Source organism: Burkholderia sp. 8Y (genome assembly GCF_902506145.1).
GTDB lineage: Bacteria > Pseudomonadota > Gammaproteobacteria > Burkholderiales > Burkholderiaceae > Caballeronia.
Map to the genome: position 1 here is coordinate 2,315,778 of NZ_LR733520.1, position 16,773 is coordinate 2,332,550.

At 62.6% G+C, this 16,773-nt stretch carries 15 protein-coding genes; 3 read left to right on the top strand and 12 right to left on the bottom strand.

Going from position 1 to position 16,773, the window contains the following annotated elements:
• Positions 1 to 84 precede the first annotated feature (84 nt).
• Positions 85 to 1,473, top strand: a complete 1,389-nt coding sequence (gene purB / locus GV035_RS21410) for an adenylosuccinate lyase (protein ID WP_159836948.1) — start codon at positions 85 to 87, stop codon at positions 1,471 to 1,473.
• 73 nt (positions 1,474 to 1,546) lie between these two features.
• On the opposite strand, the gene GV035_RS21415 is transcribed toward purB, so the two are convergent.
• The 5 genes from GV035_RS21415 to GV035_RS21435 all read right to left on the bottom strand — a co-directional run bounded on the left by GV035_RS21415 (position 1,547) and on the right by GV035_RS21435 (position 5,613).
• Positions 1,547 to 2,041 carry a gluconokinase gene (locus tag GV035_RS21415; RefSeq protein WP_159836949.1) on the bottom strand — a complete coding sequence of 165 codons (495 nt, stop codon included), beginning with the start codon at positions 2,039 to 2,041 and terminating at the stop codon, positions 1,547 to 1,549.
• Between the two features lie 10 nt (positions 2,042 to 2,051).
• Positions 2,052 to 3,413, bottom strand: a complete 1,362-nt coding sequence (locus tag GV035_RS21420) for a GntP family permease (RefSeq protein WP_159836950.1) — start codon at positions 3,411 to 3,413, stop codon at positions 2,052 to 2,054.
• 229 nt (positions 3,414 to 3,642) lie between these two features.
• Complete coding sequence (locus tag GV035_RS21425; RefSeq protein ID WP_159836951.1) at positions 3,643 to 3,945, bottom strand: hypothetical protein; 303 nt, start codon at positions 3,943 to 3,945, stop codon at positions 3,643 to 3,645.
• 109 nt (positions 3,946 to 4,054) lie between these two features.
• Positions 4,055 to 4,459 carry a YadA C-terminal domain-containing protein gene (locus tag GV035_RS21430; protein ID WP_159836952.1) on the bottom strand — a complete coding sequence of 135 codons (405 nt, stop codon included), beginning with the start codon at positions 4,457 to 4,459 and terminating at the stop codon, positions 4,055 to 4,057.
• On the bottom strand, positions 4,456 to 5,613 hold the full coding sequence (locus GV035_RS21435; RefSeq protein ID WP_328698934.1) for a DUF2827 domain-containing protein: 1,158 nt from the start codon (positions 5,611 to 5,613) through the stop codon (positions 4,456 to 4,458). The genes GV035_RS21430 and GV035_RS21435 overlap by 4 nt, the downstream gene beginning before the upstream one ends.
• Before the next feature lie 764 nt (positions 5,614 to 6,377).
• Here GV035_RS21435 and GV035_RS21440 point away from each other — a divergent pair.
• A complete protein-coding gene (locus GV035_RS21440; protein ID WP_159836953.1) occupies positions 6,378 to 6,518 on the top strand; it encodes a hypothetical protein in 141 nt (46 codons plus the stop codon).
• 237 nt (positions 6,519 to 6,755) lie between these two features.
• Here GV035_RS21440 and eda read toward each other — a convergent pair whose 3' ends face one another.
• Together eda and edd are read right to left on the bottom strand one after the other, a co-directional pair.
• The gene (gene eda, locus GV035_RS21445) at positions 6,756 to 7,388 is read right to left on the bottom strand and encodes a bifunctional 4-hydroxy-2-oxoglutarate aldolase/2-dehydro-3-deoxy-phosphogluconate aldolase (RefSeq protein ID WP_159836954.1); all 633 of its coding nucleotides are present in this window, start codon (positions 7,386 to 7,388) and stop codon (positions 6,756 to 6,758) included.
• A gap of 60 nt (positions 7,389 to 7,448) precedes the next feature.
• Positions 7,449 to 9,377: a phosphogluconate dehydratase gene (gene edd, locus GV035_RS21450; protein ID WP_236572683.1), complete on the bottom strand. Its 1,929-nt coding sequence runs from the start codon at positions 9,375 to 9,377 to the stop codon at positions 7,449 to 7,451.
• Positions 9,378 to 9,676: 299 nt separating this feature from the next.
• Between edd and GV035_RS21455 the strand changes: the two genes are divergently transcribed.
• Positions 9,677 to 10,516 (top strand): MurR/RpiR family transcriptional regulator, encoded by an 840-nt coding sequence (locus GV035_RS21455; protein ID WP_159836955.1) that lies wholly within the window; start codon positions 9,677 to 9,679, stop codon positions 10,514 to 10,516.
• A gap of 27 nt (positions 10,517 to 10,543) precedes the next feature.
• Here the strand turns inward: GV035_RS21455 and GV035_RS21460 are convergent, their stop codons facing one another.
• The 5 genes from GV035_RS21460 to leuS form a co-directional block, all read right to left on the bottom strand.
• A complete protein-coding gene (locus GV035_RS21460) occupies positions 10,544 to 10,960 on the bottom strand; it encodes a CopD family protein (RefSeq protein WP_159836956.1) in 417 nt (138 codons plus the stop codon).
• 22 nt (positions 10,961 to 10,982) lie between these two features.
• Positions 10,983 to 12,254 (bottom strand): glutamate-5-semialdehyde dehydrogenase, encoded by a 1,272-nt coding sequence (locus GV035_RS21465; protein WP_159838147.1) that lies wholly within the window; start codon positions 12,252 to 12,254, stop codon positions 10,983 to 10,985.
• A 111-nt stretch (positions 12,255 to 12,365) separates the two neighbouring features.
• A complete protein-coding gene (holA, locus tag GV035_RS21470; RefSeq protein WP_159836957.1) occupies positions 12,366 to 13,451 on the bottom strand; it encodes a DNA polymerase III subunit delta in 1,086 nt (361 codons plus the stop codon).
• A 21-nt stretch (positions 13,452 to 13,472) separates the two neighbouring features.
• The gene (locus GV035_RS21475) at positions 13,473 to 14,024 is read right to left on the bottom strand and encodes an LPS-assembly lipoprotein LptE (protein ID WP_159838149.1); all 552 of its coding nucleotides are present in this window, start codon (positions 14,022 to 14,024) and stop codon (positions 13,473 to 13,475) included.
• A gap of 59 nt (positions 14,025 to 14,083) precedes the next feature.
• A complete protein-coding gene (gene leuS, locus GV035_RS21480; protein WP_159836958.1) occupies positions 14,084 to 16,678 on the bottom strand; it encodes a leucine--tRNA ligase in 2,595 nt (864 codons plus the stop codon).
• Between the last annotated feature and the right edge of the window lie 95 nt (positions 16,679 to 16,773).

Here is a 16,773-nt window from a genome sequence, read left to right on the forward strand (position 1 = left end):
CCCGGAATGGGACGCATCCGATGGTAAAATGCGCGGTTCTTCCGTCTTTTCCCTCCAGCCGCACGCCGCTGCCGACACGTCACCATGTCCGATACCCGCCCCGATACCCTCTTTGCGCTCACCGCGCTTTCGCCGCTCGACGGCCGCTACGCCGCCAAAACCGAAGCCCTGCGCGACTGGCTTTCCGAAGCGGCTTTCATGCGCCATCGCGTGACGGTCGAGATCCACTGGCTGATCGCGCTCTCGCGTGCGGGTTTCGCCGAAGTTCCGCGCTTTTCCGATGCCGCCGAGCAGTTCCTGCTGAATCTCGTCAGCCGCTTCACGGCGCACGACGCCGCGCGCATCAAGGATATCGAGCGCGTCACGAACCATGACGTGAAGGCGGTCGAATACTGGCTGAAGGAGTCGGTCAAGGGCCAGCCGGAACTGGAGCGTGCAAGCGAGTTCATCCATTTTGCGTGCACGTCGGAAGATATCAACAATACGTCGCACGGATTGATGCTGGCCGGCGCGCGTGAGCACGTGATCCTGCCCGCGCTGCGTTCGGTGCACGAGCGGCTCGTCAAGCTCGCGCACACGCACGCCGACCAGCCGATGCTCTCGCGCACGCACGGCCAGCCCGCCAGCCCGACGACGCTCGGCAAGGAAATCGCGAACGTCGCGGCGCGCTTGTCGCGGGCCATCGAGCGCGTCGCGCACGTGCCGTTGCTCGGCAAGATGAACGGCGCGGTCGGCAACTACAACGCGCATCTGTCGGCGTATCCGGAGTTCGACTGGGAAGCGTTCTCGAAGGATGTCGTCGAGAACCGGCTGAAGCTCACGTTCAATCCATACACCATTCAGATCGAACCGCACGATTACATGGCCGAACTGTTCGACGCCGTCGCGCGCGCGAACACGATTCTGCTCGACCTCGATCGCGACGTGTGGGGCTACATCTCGCTCGGCTACTTCAAGCAGCGCACGAAGGCCGGTGAAATCGGCTCGTCGACGATGCCGCACAAGGTCAATCCGATCGACTTCGAAAACTCCGAAGGCAATCTCGGCCTCGCAAACGCGACGCTGCGCCACCTCGCCGACAAGCTCCCGATTTCGCGCTGGCAACGCGATCTGACCGATTCGACGGTGCTGCGCAACATCGGCGTGGCGTTCGGCTATTCGCTGCTCGCGTACGACGCGCTGATCCGCGGGCTCGACAAGCTCGAAGTCAACGCGGCACGTCTGAACGAAGATCTCGACAACTGCTGGGAAGTGCTCGCGGAGCCGGTGCAGACAGTGATGCGCCGTTTCGGCATCGAAAATCCGTACGAGCAATTGAAGGAACTAACGCGCGGCAAAGGCATCACGCGTGAGGCGCTGCAAGCGTTCATCGGCGGTCTGGCGATTCCCGCCGACGCGAAGCAACTGCTACTCGACATGACGCCGGCGTCGTACATCGGCAAGGCGGCGGAATTGGCCAAGCGCATCGCGTAACCCCCGCGGCGGCGCAGCAAGAAACAAAAGCCCCACGCTCGCGAGAGTGTGGGGCTTTCTCTTTGCGGCATCGTCAGCGCGTCTTCAGTTTCTCGATCACGTCGTCGACGATCTCCTCCGGCGTCATGTCGATGCTCTCGACGATCGCCTCGTCCTCGCCCGGTTCTTCGAGCGTGCTGAGCTGGCTCTCCAGCAGCGACGGATCGAAGAAGTGCCCGGTGCGCGTTTGCAGACGCTCGCGCAGCGTCTCGAACGTGCCGTGCAGATAGACGAAGCACACGTCCTTGTCGCCGTCGCGCAGAACGTCGCGGTACGAACGCTTCAGCGACGAGCACGTGAAAACCGCCGTCTCGCCCGCCCGCTGCTTCTCTTCGATCGCGGCACGTATGGTCTGGAGCCAGGGCCAGCGGTCCTCGTCAGTCAGAGGAATGCCGTGGTGCATCTTTTCCTTGTTGGCTGCGCTGTGAAAGGCGTCGCCGTCCGTGAACGGACATTGCAGGCGCTCCGCCAGCAATTCGCCGATTCGGGTCTTGCCGGCGCCCGACACGCCCATCGCGATGAGAATCATCTCAAGCTCCTTACACGACCGCCGCGAGCGCGAAGGTCAATCCCAGACCCATCAGGGAGATGATGGTCTCGCACAGTGACCATGTCTTGAACGTCTGGCCGACCGTCATCCCGAAATACTCTTTGATCAGCCAGAAGCCGCCATCGTTCACGTGCGAGAAGATGAGCGAGCCTGAGCCCGTCGCCAACACGAGCAACTCCGGGCTGACGTGCCCGCCCGCCGCAGCCGCGACCGGCGCGACGATGCCGCACGCGGTCGTCATCGCGACGGTGGCCGAACCGGTCGCCAGGCGAATGAGCGCCGCGACGAACCAGCCGAGCAAGAGCGGCGACAGGCTCGCTTGCGACGCGGTCGCGACGATCTGCTGCGAAATGCCGCTATCGCGCAAAACCTGGCCGAAACCGCCGCCCGCACCGACGATCAGCGTAATGCCGGCGATCGGCGCCAGGCAGTCGCCGCAGAACTTCTGAATCTGCTCGCGATTGAAGCCGCGCGCCGCGCCGAACGTCCAGAAGCTGACCAGCACCGCGATCAGCAGCGCGATATCCGACTGGCCGACGAATCGCAGCAGGTCGTTCGGCAGCGTCTTCGGCGCGAACACGAGGTCCGCCCAGCTTCCGACCAGCATCAAAATAACCGGCAGCAAGATGGTGAAAAGCGTGACACCGAAGCTCGGCAGATCGCGCTTCTTGCTCTCACCGTGCGTATCGACGAACTGGTCGGCCAGCGCGTTCGTGTCCGGCAGCTTGATCTGCTTGTGAATCAGCAGCGCGAAGAGCGGCCCCGCGACGATCGCAGTCGGAATGCCGACGATCAGACCATACGCAATCGTCTTGCCGATATCGGCGTGATACGCCTGAACCGCAAGCAGCGCGGCCGGGTGCGGCGGGATCAGCCCGTGCACGACGGACAGACCCGCGACCATCGGCAGACCGATCAGCAGCAGCGACTTGCCCGAGCGACGCGCGACGTTGAACGCGATCGGAATGAGCAGCACGAAGCCGACTTCGAAAAACACCGGCAAGCCGACGATGATGGCGACGCACATCATCGCCCAGTGAATATTCTTTTCGCCAAAGAGGTGGATCAGCGTATTGGCGATTCGCTCCGCCCCGCCCGATTCGGCCATCATCTTGCCGAGCATCGTGCCGAGGCCGACGACCACCGCGATATGCCCGAGCGTGTTGCCGTTGCCGGTTTCGAACGCTTTGACGATCTTGTCCATCGGCATGCCGACCGCGAGGCCGAGCAACAGGGACACGATCAGAAGAACGAGAAACGGATACACCTTGAAGCGAGTGATCATCAGGATCAGAACCGCGATCGCGATCACCGCGTAGAGCAGCAGCATGCTCCCGTGGACGGCCGGCATGACGCCTCCTTTGATTTTGTTGAGATTATTCGCGCTGCCCGTGCGTTTGCCGTCGCTGCCCTGCTACGTCGGGCAATGTCCGGCAAGCGCGCGCACGGCGCGGACGACCCGAATTCTACTGGTAAGCGGGGAAAGCGTCGGTAAACGGCGACGGATGCAATGTTCGCGCCCAAAAGCAAAAAACCGACGCTCGGAAGAACGTCGGTTTTCAGGGCTGATGCTCGTGTGACTAAGCAGCCGGTTTTGCCGATGCGCGCGGCTCTGCGCAGCGGAAAGTCAGCTCGCGAGGATTGCCGCGGCCGGGAACGCTATCGACGGATTGCGCCGGCACGACTTGCTGTTCCTTGCAGATTTGCGCGGCGGCTGCCATGCAAGCGTTCTGCGATTCGAACAGACCGGAGCACGTCACGCGATAAGCGTTCGGCTCCCCGGCGATGTTCACCTTGCGGGCGGTGTAGGTCATGCCCGTGTCGGTCGAACAGGCCGAGAGGACGCCGACGCATAGGAGAGCGGTGATAAGAAGTTTGGACATCTCTGTTTCGTCAGTTCGTGCAAGTGGCTGGGTAGCGACGGGGAGCGACCGGGCGATCGCGCAGCATCCGCGATCGCCCGGGTCTGCCCGAGTTTCCTCGGGCTCCGGCTTACCAGCGATACGACGCGTTCGCGCTGTACACCGTGCCGCTGCGGGTCGTACCAGCACCCGCCTTCAGCACGAGGTTCTGCGTGACGCGCAGGTTCAGCGCGACGGCCGCAGCCGCATAGCCCTGATACGACGCACCACCCACGCCGACGGACATGGTCTTGTCCTGGTCGATGTTCGGAACCATCGCCAACGCCGTGGCAGCAGCAATGCCCGAGTAGGCAGTGCGGCCACCCGTGACGAGATAGGTAGCTTTCACGCGCGGCGAGCGTTTGAGCAGCATCACCAGGTAAAGGCAATTTTGGAAGATGCCGTTTTCCCAGAGTGACTGCTCGCCTTTGCGGATGAAGATCGATACGCCCACATTGAGCCGTTCCGGCATACGGGGATTCGTTTGCTTGTTCATACGCCGAGCTTCGCCTCGCTACCTTTGAACAGGTTCAGTAACCGGTCGGCAAAGCTGTCCAGGTTCGCTTGATTGAAAGGATTCACCGAGTCGATGACGCGCTGGGCGCGCGCCCGATAATCGCCAAGCGACGCATCATGTTCTCTGGCCGCGCGCAGCAGTTGTCGCCCGCCCTCCTGTGAATCGAAGCCGGGGTAGTAATATCCCGCGTCGAGCCAAGGCGAGTTATGGACGAGCGGATAGCCGCCGTACAGTACGTCGAGATAAAGATAATTCTGGTCGTTGCCCCATTGATGAGACACGACAGCATCCGAGAATTGCGACATGAATCCTGCGATATCGTTGCGTCCGTGAAAGGTCGCTTTGCTGTCTTTAACGAGGTTCAGCGAATTAGCCATTTGCACGAGCGTCGGATGATCCTTCATGTGCAAAGTGTTCAGCACATGCATGTGCGATACGCTCGAAGGATCGGTTCGATAGGCCTCTTCGCACGCCAGCATCGGAATACTGGACGTTTTGACGACCGAGATGTTCGGCTCGAAGATCGAAACCCGGAAGCCCTGCCGTTGTGAAGAATCATTCAATGATCCGTCTGTGCGCGGCTGATATCCATAATGCAACCCGTGTTCGCTCACCTCCGCGATGCGCTGCTCTAAAAACTGCGGATGCCAGATGAAGGGCACGAGATGAACGTCGCAACGGTGAAGCGTGCGCATCATAGGCATGGACAGGCGGTCCTTCGACATCAACCAGATTTCGTCGTAGCGGTCGGGGCGCATGACGTGCACCGGCTTGTCGAACACCGGCGATTCCACCAGTCCGACGTACGGCTGGCCGCAGCAGTAATAGACGACTTTCTTGCCGCGGGCACGCATGAGGTCGAGCCATTGCGTGTCCAGTGCGCCGCCCATTTCAAATACGACGTCCACCTGGTCGGCTGCATCGTGCGTCCGCATGATGCGCATACCTTTCGATGACGCGTCGACCTGCGGCGGCAAGGCGTTTTGATCGCCCACATCGATGAGCGTAATGCCTTCCACGAACGGTAGCCGTTGCAAAGCCTCAGCCAGAAAGACGACGTTCTGTCCGAGACCGTTCTGCCAAATGTTCTGCCCTTGATGCGTGACGACAGATATTCCGATTCGAATAGTCACAATTGATATCTCAGAAATTCGGGATTGCGCCTTTCGAAATAAAGCGCAGAGTTGCTGCTTTACTTTCGCAAAATCCGGGCTACCCCAGCGCGCGACGTTACAGTCCGATACCTGCCGCGGACGAGCAGAAACAGCAAGAGATCTAGGGACGAACGGGTAGCCAACCTACCCCTTGAATATATAGAAGATTTTCTAGATTTCCCAGCGATCCGGACATTTATAAGAGTCGTCCTAGTGCTTCAGAATGTGCAACTACGCGGCGCGGCGCTGGACACATATGAGGAAGAAGACCGGAGGGCAGGCTGCCTGCCGTCTGATAGACGGCGGTCCAGGTAATTGCGTTCATAGCGGTGCTTGCGCGCGGAGACGGCGCTGCACGGGATCGCGTGCGAAATTGTCGGCTAGCCCGGCTCAACGCAAGCGGCACCGCGCCCCAACAGGCAGATAACGATGCTTATTCTGAACCAGTTGGCAATTAAACTGCCATATTACTGCTTCCGATCATGATTTTATGAAGACATTTAGGAACAGTCAGCGTTAATCGAATGCGCGCCAACTGCTAATATGGCGATGAGCATGACGCCTGGGATTATTGAATTCAAATCAATCGCGACTAGGACTCACCAATCCGTTCTCGTTGTGCTCACTTCGACTGAGGGTCATCTAAGCATTATCTTGATGCATCTGCAGCGGAGTGGATTTTTTAATGCGAGAAATGTTTCCGCAGAGGCAAAACCAGTTGTATTACTCAGGATTAGAGAGGAATGAAAATGATTAACATCGATCGCAGCGCGTTGGCGCAAGCGCAGGTGGCAGGCGGCTCAACGAAGAGCAGTTCCAGCTCAACGTCTTCGACGAACGTCAACATCAATATTTCGCAAGATACAACGCCCATCAAGCCGTAAATTGCATATCTAATTCGGCAGGCGAGCAGCTGCCAACGACGTTGTCCAGTTTGGGCTAACCGAACTGGACAACCAGTCCCGCGCAGCAAAGAAGCTGTCCTCGCAAAGTCATGCTCTAACGAGTTGCGAAATCAAGCTACCGATATGAACAAGGGACAGACCCACATCGAGAGCGCGTCCAGCCCGAAGGCGATTGCACTGCAGGAAGCTTTGCGAGATCGCCCCGTTTCTTCTCGATTACTTCTGCGGCGCAAGCTCGCTCGCAGCTCGCGCCAACCGCGTCACTTCCTCCCAATTCTGCGCAGCAATCGCAGCCTTCGGCGTCAGCCACGATCCGCCAACACACACCACATTCGGCTGCGCGAGAAACAGCGACGCCGTTTCCGCAGTAATGCCGCCAGTCGGACAGAATTTGAGATTCGGAAACGGCCCGTAAAACGCCTGCAACATCGGAACGCCGCCCGCCTGTTGCGCCGGGAAGAACTTGACGGTTTCATAGCCCAGTTCCATCGCGGTAATGATGTCGCTCGGCGTCATCACGCCCGGCAACAGCGGCAACCCGGCATCCAGCGCGGCCTTGTGCATGTCCTTCGTCAAACCCGGCGACACGCCGAACTGCGCGCCCGCTTTCTTGGCCTGCTCGCAATGCTCAGGCTTCGTGATCGTCCCGACGCCAACGACGATGTCTTCCGCGAGCTGGCTCGCCCGTTCGATCGCGCCAATGCCCGCCGCCGTGCGCAGCGTGATCTCGAGCACCTTCACGCCGCCTGCGTGCAGCGCGCGCGATACCTGTTCGCCCTGCTCCACTGAATCAAATGCTAGCACCGGAATGACCGGACCCAGACGCACGATTTCGCTTACCGTTTTCATGTGATGCGACTCCTTTTCTATGCGGCGACTCAGTGTCAGGCCGCGGGTTTTTAACCGGCGTCAGTGCGTCGCCTGCGTCGAGGCATGAGCGTGAGCCGCTTCCCGATGTGCGTCGCCGGCATTCGCCGTTGCGCCGCCAGTAGCCGACGCAGCCGTCGCGCCGATCAGCGCCCCGAACACCGACGCGCCCTCCTCGGCTGGCAGCGCCGCGCTGCGGAACACGCCGAACAGTTCGCGGCCGAAGCCGACTTCGTTTTCCGCCTGATTCGCCGGAGCCTCGACCTCGCGCGACGCCCATTCCTGTGCGTCGATGTCGATGTCAAGCACGCCAGCCGGCGCGTCGATCACGAGCATGTCGCCCGAGCGCACCTTGCCGAGCGGCCCATGCAACAGCGCCTCGGGCGACACGTGAATCACGGCAGGCACTTTGCCCGATGCCCCCGACATGCGGCCGTCGGTGACGAGCGCGACGTGAAAGCCCTGATCCTGCAGCACGCCGAGAAGCGGCGTCAACCGGTGCAGCTCCGGCATGCCGTTCGCGCGCGCGCCTTGAAAGCGCACGACCGCGACGAAATCGCGCTTCAGTTCGCCCTTATCGAACGCTTCCTGCACTTCTTCCTGCGAATTGAACACGATGGCCGGCGCTTTCACCACACGATGCTCCGGCGCCACAGCCGAAATCTTGATGACGCCCCGCCCGAGCTTGCCTTGCATCAGCCGCAAGCCGCCGTCCGGCTGGAAAGGCTCGCGAATGTCGCGCAGCACCTTCGTGTCGTGACTCTCTGGCGCGCCATCGACCCACTGCAGCTTGCCGTCGATCAGCTTCGGCTCTTTCGTGTAGTGCGACAAGCCGCGCCCCGCGACCGTCTGAACGTCTTCGTGCAGCAAACCGCCTTCTAGCAAATTGCGCACGAGAAACGCCACGCCGCCCGCCGCGTGAAAGTGGTTCACGTCGGCCTTGCCGTTCGGATAAATCTTCGCGAGCAGCGGCACGACCTGTGACAGCTCGTCGAAGTCGTTCCAGTCGATCACGATGCCCGCCGCCCGCGCGATCGCCACGAGGTGCAGCGTGTGATTGGTCGAACCGCCCGTCGCGAGCAGTGCGACGATGCCGTTGACGATCGCCTTCTCATCGACCACATGGCCGATCGGCGTGTAGTTTCCGCGCTCCAGCGTGAGGTCGAGCACGCGGCGCGCGGCCTCTGCGGTGAGCGCATCGCGCAGCGGCGTGTGCGGATGCACGAACGCCGCGCTCGGCAGATGCAGGCCCATCACTTCCATGAGCATCTGGTTGCTGTTGGCCGTGCCGTAGAACGTGCAGGTGCCGTGACCGTGATACGCCGCCGCCTCGGCTTCGAGCAACGCATCGCGATTGCACTTGCCGGTCGCGAACTCCTGACGGACCTTTGCTTTCTCGTCGTTGGTAAGGCCGCTCGTCATCGGGCCTGCCGGGACGAAGATGGTCGGCAGATGGCCGAACTGCAACGCGCCGATGGCGAGCCCCGGCACGATCTTGTCGCAGACGCCTAAGCACAGCGCCGCGTCGAACATGTTGTGCGTGAGCGCGACGGCCGTGCTCATGGCAATGACTTCGCGCGAAAACAGCGACAGCTCCATGCCAGCGTTGCCTTGCGTGATGCCGTCGCACATGGCCGGCACGCCGCCCGCGAATTGCGCGATGCCGCCGTGTTCGCGCGCCGCCTGCTTGATGATGTCCGGAAAGCTCTTGTACGGCGCATGCGCGGAAAGCATCTCGTTATATGACGACACGATGCCGACGTTCGGCTCGCGCACGGCCTTGATCGCGAACTTCTCCTGACCTTCGAGTCCGGCGAAACCGTGCGCGAGGTTCGCGCAAGACAGCGCGCCGCGCGCCGGGAACTTGCCGTGCGCCGCGTCGATCCGCGCCAGATACGCCGCCCGAGTGGACTTGCTGCGTTCGACCACGCGGTCGGTGACTTTCTTGAGTTGTGAATGCGGGGAAACCATCGAAGCTCCTTGTCTCACTCCGGCGCGCATGCCGTCGAGTTATGGGTTGGACAATCGCGAAGAACGGCGGCTGCGTCGTTATAGAGTGAATGCCGCTCGGCCTCATATTAGTAGAAAAACTACACGACGACAACGTGCCGAATGCGCGTTACTGTTCAGCGGACGCCGAACTCGCAGCTAACAAACATCATCGTCTGAGGGAATTCCCTGACGACCACGACGCTACGTATGTAGTATTTGTACAAAGCGATTCATCGGCTATAGTCGCAGGCAAATTTCCAGCATAGGCGAGTTTTCCGATGTTGCTGTCCCAAGTCGAAGCAATGCGCGAGCAGTTGCGCCCGTCCGAGCGCAAGCTTGCCAATTATGTGCTGGAAGCGCCGCGCGAAGTCCTCGACCTGTCGATGACCGACTTCGCCGCCCGCGCAGGCGTCAGCCAGCCGACCATCGCGCGGTTCTGTCAGGCGCTCGGTTTTTCCGGGTTCCGCGAATTCAAGATCCGGCTCGCGCAAAGCGTCGCGGCGGATGTGCCCACGGTCTACCGCGACGTCCGCAGCGACGAACCCGCCGCCGGCGTCGCGGCGAAGGTGCTCGACCGCACCATCGGCGCGCTCATCGCGGTGCGCAATAGCCTGTCGTCGGACAGCGTCGCGGCGGCGATCGCGATTCTTTCGGACGCGCGCCGCATCGAGTTCTACGGCGCGGGCGGCTCGGGGATTGCGGCGCTCGACATGCAGCACAAGTTTTTCCGGCTCGGCGTGCCATCGGTCGCGTACGCCGATCCGCACACCTACACGACATCCGCCGCGTTGCTCGGACCGGGCGATGTCGTCGTCGCCATCTCGAACACCGGCCGCACGAAGGACATTCTCGACGCGTGCAAGTCGGCGCTGAACGGCGGGGCGAAGGTCATCGCGATCACGCACGGCAATTCGCCGCTCGCGCGGCTGGCGAGCGTCGGCCTGTTCGCGAACGTCGATGAAGACACGGACATTTTTTCGCCGATGACATCGCGCGTCTCGCATCTCGCGATCGGCGACATTCTGGCGGTCGGGCTGGCGCTGGCGCGCGGCCCGCAACTGGCGGAGAAGCTCGCCGAGGCGAAGGACGTGCTGGAAGGACGCCGGGTGGGAATGTGAGCCGAGCGCCGGCACCCGAAGCGGATATCAGAAGGGTTTGATGACGACGAGCAGCGTCGCGCCGAGCAAACCGAGCACCGGCAACTCGTTGTACATGCGGTACCACTTGTCCGAGCGCGTGTTCTCGCCGCGCTGAAACGTGCGCAGCAGAATGCCGCAATACGCGTGATAGGCAACCAACAATACGACGATGCCGAGCTTCGCGTGCAACCAACCCTGTCCGCGCCCGATGCCGACATCCAGCCATAGCCACAGCCCGCACGCGAGCGCCGGCACGGCGATGAACGTCATGAAGCGAAAGAGCTTGCGCGCCATCAGCAAAAGACGCGCGGTGGCTGCCGAGTCCTTCTCCATCGCGAGATTCACGTAGATGCGTGGCAGGTAGAACAGCCCAGCGAACCACGAGGCGACCAGCACGATATGTAGCGATTTGATCCAGAGCATCGTTTTTCGTATTCGGCGGTTTTTATTGACGCACTTCGCCGCGACCGAGCACGACGTATTTCAGCGATGTCAGCCCTTCCAGTCCCACCGGCCCGCGCGCGTGCAACTTGTCGTTCGAAATGCCGATCTCCGCGCCCAGCCCGAACTCGAAGCCATCCGCGAAGCGCGTCGATGCGTTGACCATCACGCTCGCCGAATCGACTTCGCGCAGGAAACGCATGGCGCGGTCGTGGTCCTCGGTGACGATCGCGTCCGTGTGATGCGAGCCGTAGCTGTTGATATGGTCGATCGCTTCATCCAGTCCGTCGACGATCTTGACCGCCAGAATCGGCGCAAGGTATTCGGTGCTCCAGTCTTCCTCGGTCGCATCCACGAGCGCGCCGATGTGCGCAGCTTCCAGCACCTTGCGCGCCGCCGCATCGACGCGCAGTTCGACGTCTTTCGCCTGAAACGCGCGCGCGAGCATCGGCAACGCAGCGTCGGCGACCGTGCGGGCGATCAGCAGCGTTTCCATCGTGTTGCAGGTGCCGTAGCGGTGCGTCTTCGCGTTGTCGCAGATCGCCGCCGCTTTTTCGAGATCCGCGCGGTCATCCACGTACACGTGGCAGATGCCGTCGAGATGCTTGATCATCGGCACGCGCGATTCTTCCATCAGCCGCGCAATCAGGCTCTTGCCGCCGCGCGGCACGATCACGTCGACGAACTCAGTCATGGTGATGAGCTTGCCGACCGCCGCGCGATCCGCCGTCGCCACCACCTGCACCGCGTCCTGCGGCAGCCCCGCCGCTTGCAGTCCCTCGCCGATCAGCGTGGCAAGCGCGGTGTTGCAATCGAGCGCCTCCGAGCCGCCGCGCAAAATCGTCGCGTTGCCGGATTTGAGGCAGAGCGCGGCGGCGTCGATGGTCACGTTCGGCCGCGATTCATAGATGATGCCGATCACGCCGAGCGGCACGCGCATCTGCCCGACCTGAATGCCCGTTGGACGAAACTTGAGCCCGCTGATCTCGCCGATCGGATCAGCCAGCGACGCCACTTGCCGCAAGCCTTCGACCATGGTGGCTAGCGCCTTGTCGGAGAGCGTCAGACGGTCGATGAACGCCGCGTCGTAGCCCTTCTCGCGCGCTCTCGCCAGATCGCGCGCGTTTGCAGCCTTGAGCGCGTCGCGTTCCCGTTCGATCGCATCCGCCACCGCGACGAGCGCCGCGTTTTTCGCCGCCGTCGACGCCCGCGCCATCGCGCGTGACGCCGCGCGAGCGCGGCGTCCGAGGTCGGTCATGTACTGGTCGATGTTCATCTGGATCATTCCGTCATGCCGTTGGAGAGCGCGGCATCAGTGAGCAGTGGATTCGCGTGCGGTTGCATGGATGCCGGGACGCAAAGAATCATTCTAAGCCGTGACGCGTCTTCAGCGACGCGGTCGCGGCGCCGTCGAGTCGCCCTGCGCGACGGCCATCGCCAGTTCGAACATGCCCGCCCACGGATCGGGTGGCGGCTCGCTGCCGCGCGCACCCGTGCTGCCGGAACTACCCGAGAGCCCTTTGACCTGCCGGTCGAGCCGTGCGGCGAGCGAGAGCGCGCCTTCGAGCGCGCCTTCGGTCACGCGGGAAAGCGCCGGGCCGATCAACCGCTCGCGCGGTCCCCACACGCGGTTTTCCCGCAGCAGCGTGGCGAGCGGCTTGCCCGACGCCACCCCGCGCTTGATGCGCAAGAGCGTGCGGACTTCGTCGACGAGCGCCCAAAGCACGAGCACCGCCGCTTCGCCTTCGCCTTTGAGACCGTCGAGCATGCGTGAAAGACGGCCGACGTCGCCGGTCAGCATCGCCTCGTTCAGCTTGAACACGTCGTAACGCGCCACGTTCAGCACGGCGTCATGAATCTGCTCGAACGTGAGCACGCCCTGCGGATAAAGCAGGCCGAGCTTCTGAATTTCCTGATGCGCGGCAAGCAGATTGCCCTCGACGCGCTCCGCGATGAAGACGAGCGCGCGCCGCCCTTCCTCGCCCGGCGCGACGCGCTGGCCCTGCTGCGCGAGCCGTTGGCCGACCCACATTGGCAATTGCGCGCGGTCGACCGGATCGACCTTCAGCGCCACGCCCGCGCCGATGAGCGCCGTGAACCACGCGGATTTCTGCGTTGCCGAATCGAGGCGCGGCAGCGTGACCAGCGTGACGACATCGGGATTGCCGGCGGCGGCAAGCGTCTTCAGCGCCTCGCCGCCCTCCTTGCCGGGCTTGCCCGTGGGAATACGCAGCTCGATCAGCTGACGGTCGCCGAAGAGCGACATCGACTGCGTCGCACCGATGAGCGCGCTCCAGTCGAAGCCGCGCTCGACCGTGAAAACGGTGCGATCCGTGAAGCCGCCCGCCCGCGCGGCGGCCCGGATGCGGTCGCACGCTTCCTGCACGAGCAGATGTTCGTCGCCATAGACGACGTACAGCGCCTTCGGGCCTTTCGCGAGGTGCGCTTCAAGCGCGTCGAGCTTCAGTTGCATGGTGAACGGTCGCGCGGCGCGTTACAGCGGCGGCGTGGGCAGCGGCGCCCGCGGCGCGATGCCCGGCGCCTGTTCGCCCGGCGTCGGATGCAGCGAACGGACGACCGCGAGCCGGCGCGTCAGTTGATCCACCGCGTCGTTGCGCATGTCGTTATAGAGCAGCGTGGCTTCCTGCGCCTTCGCGAGCGTGTACTGGTTGCTATAGGTCATCGCGCGATTGAGCGCGATGGCGCTAGGCGGAATCAGCACCGTCCCGTCCGCGCCGACGAGCGTGTAGCTCAGGTTGTAGACGAGCTCGTACTCCTGGATCACGCCCTGCGAATTGAGGCTGAGGGTGGTCAGACCCTGCCCTTCCGTGAGAAAGAGCGTCGCGTCCGGCTTCTCCGAGGGCTTCACGATGACCGTATCGCTTCCGCCCTGCACCAGGCGTTCGAGCCGCCCGACCATCTGCGGCGCGCCGCCGCTGATGGCGAGACGCTTGAACGCGTAGTCCTGCTCGCCGCGCAGCTGGAAGCCGCACGCGGACAGCGCGAGCGCGCCGCCCAGCAGCGCGAGAAACGAACGCCGGCTCACGCTTGCCGCGCGCTTTTCGACGGCTTTTACGCTCACATCGAATCCCCAGGTTCTGGCCATCAGACCACCACGTTGACGAGACGCCCCGGCACCACGACGATCTTCTTCGGCGCGCGGCCTTCCGAGAACTTTTCGAACATTTCGTGCGCGACAGCCGCCTGCTCGATGACTTCGCGCGATGCGTCCTTCGCCACGGTCAGCGCACCGCGCACCTTGCCGTTGACCTGCAACACCAATTCGATTTCCGATTGCTCGAGCGCGGCTTCGTCCACCTTCGGCCACGGCGCGTCGAGGAGCGGGCCGAATTCGTCGGCATAGCCGAGTTCCGACCACAACTGGAATGTGACGTGCGGCACGACCGGGTACAGCACGCGCAGCAGCACGCCGAAGGTTTCGTTCAGCACGCCTTCGCCCGCGTTGTTCGCGCTGTCGAGCGCGTTGAGCATCTTCATCGCCGCGGACACGACCGTGTTGTATTGCAGGCGGCCGTAGTCGAAATCGGCTTGCTTGAGCACGGTGTAGATTTCGCGGCGCAGCGCGCGGTCCGCGTCGCTTACTTTCGATACGTCGAGCTTGCGATGCTGACGCAGAGCGTCGGCGTTGTCGTGCGCGAAGTGCCACACGCGGCGCAGGAAGCGGCTCGCGCCTTCGACGCCCGCGCCCGACCATTCGAGCGATTGCTCCGGCGGCGCCGCGAACATCACGAACAGACGCGCCGTGTCCGCGCCGTACTGGTCGATGAGCGTTTGCGGATCGACACCGTTGTTCTTCGACTTCGACATCTTTTCGACGCCGCCGAGCACGACGGGCTCGCCGTCGGCATTGAGCGTGGCGCCCGTCGGACGGCCCTTGTCGTCGTGCGACACGGTGACTTCCAGCGGGTTGTACCAGGTTTTCTTGCCGTTCGCGTCTTCCCGATAGAACGTCTCGTTGAGCACCATGCCCTGCGTGAGCAGGTTCTTGGCCGGCTCGCCGAACTTCACGAGGCCCATGTCGCGCATGACCTTGGTCCAGAAGCGCGAATACAGCAGGTGAAGAATGGCGTGCTCGATACCGCCGATGTATTGATCCATCGGCATCCAGTAATCGGTGCGCTCGTCGACCATCGTCGCCGCGTCCGGCGCGCTGTAGCGCGAGAAGTACCAGGACGAATCGACGAACGTATCCATGGTGTCCGTTTCGCGCTTCGCTGCCGCGCCGCACTTCGGGCACGAGCAGTTCAGGAACGCTTCGGACTTCGCGAGCGGATTGCCCGTGCCGTCCGGCACGAGGTCTTCCGGCAGCACGACCGGCAGATCCTTCTCCGGCACCGGCACGTCGCCGCAGGTCGGGCAATGAATGATCGGGATCGGCGTGCCCCAGTAACGCTGGCGCGAGATGCCCCAGTCGCGCAGACGCCACGTGACCTGCTTGTCGCCCAAGTCTTTCGCTTTCAGGTCGGCGGCGATCGCATTGATCGCTTCCTCGGTGGTCAGGCCGTCGTACTTGCCGCTGTTGACGAGGCGGCCGGCGGTCTTGTCGCCGTACCACTCTTCCCAGGCGTCCGTGGAGTACGTCTTGCCTTCGACCGCGATCACCGGCTTGATCGGCAAGCCGTACTTCTTCGCGAAAGCGAAGTCGCGTTCATCGTGTGCCGGCACGCCCATCACGGCGCCTTCGCCGTAGGACATCAGCACATAGTTGCCGATCCACACTTCCACCTTCTCGCCCGTCAGCGGATGCGTGATGAAGAAGCCGGTCGCCATGCCCTTCTTTTCCATCGTGGCGACGTCCGCTTCCGCGACGCCGCCGCGCTTGCATTCCTCGATGAACGCCTGCAATCCGGCGTTATCGCGCGCAAGACGCGTGGCGAGCGGATGCTCCGCCGCAATCGCCGCGAACGTCACGCCCATGATGGTGTCGGCGCGGGTGGTGAACACGCGCAGCAGCTTCGCCTCGCCGTCGATTTCGTACGGGAAGCCGAAGTTCACGCCGAAGCTCTTGCCGATCCAGTTCTGCTGCATGATCTTCACGCGCTCGGGCCAGCCGAGACCTTCGAGATCGTCGAGCAGTTGATCCGCGTAATCCGTGATGCGCAGGTAGTACATCGGGATTTCGCGCTTCTCCACCAGCGCGCCTGAGCGCCAGCCGCGCCCGTCGATGACCTGTTCGTTCGCGAGCACCGTCTGATCCACCGGGTCCCAGTTCACCGTGCCGGTCTTCTTGTACGCGATGCCCTTCTCCAGCATCTTGAGGAACAGCCACTGGTTCCACTTGTAGTACTCGGGCGAGCACGTGGCGACTTCGCGCGACCAGTCGATGGCGAGGCCCATCGACTGCATCTGCTTCTTCATGTACGCGATGTTGTCGTACGTCCACTTCGCGGGCGGCACGCCGTTGGCCATCGCGGCGTTCTCGGCGGGCATGCCGAACGCGTCCCAGCCCATCGGCATCAGCGTGTTGTGGCCGTTCATGCGCAGATAACGGTACATCACGTCGTTGATGGTGTAGTTGCGCACGTGCCCCATGTGCAGCTTGCCCGACGGATACGGCAACATTGAGACGCAGTAGAACTTGGGCTTGGTCGACGTCTCGGTCGTCCGGTAGACATCGTTCGCGCGCCAGGTGCTCTGCGCGGCGGATTCGACGTCGGCGGGTACGTATTTATCGTGCATGGTGTGATGGCTTTACGCTTGATGCTGTGGACGGGCGCGAGCTTCGTGAGGCTTTACCGCGCTGGCTGCGATGGCGAACCCAGACGCTGCGTGGT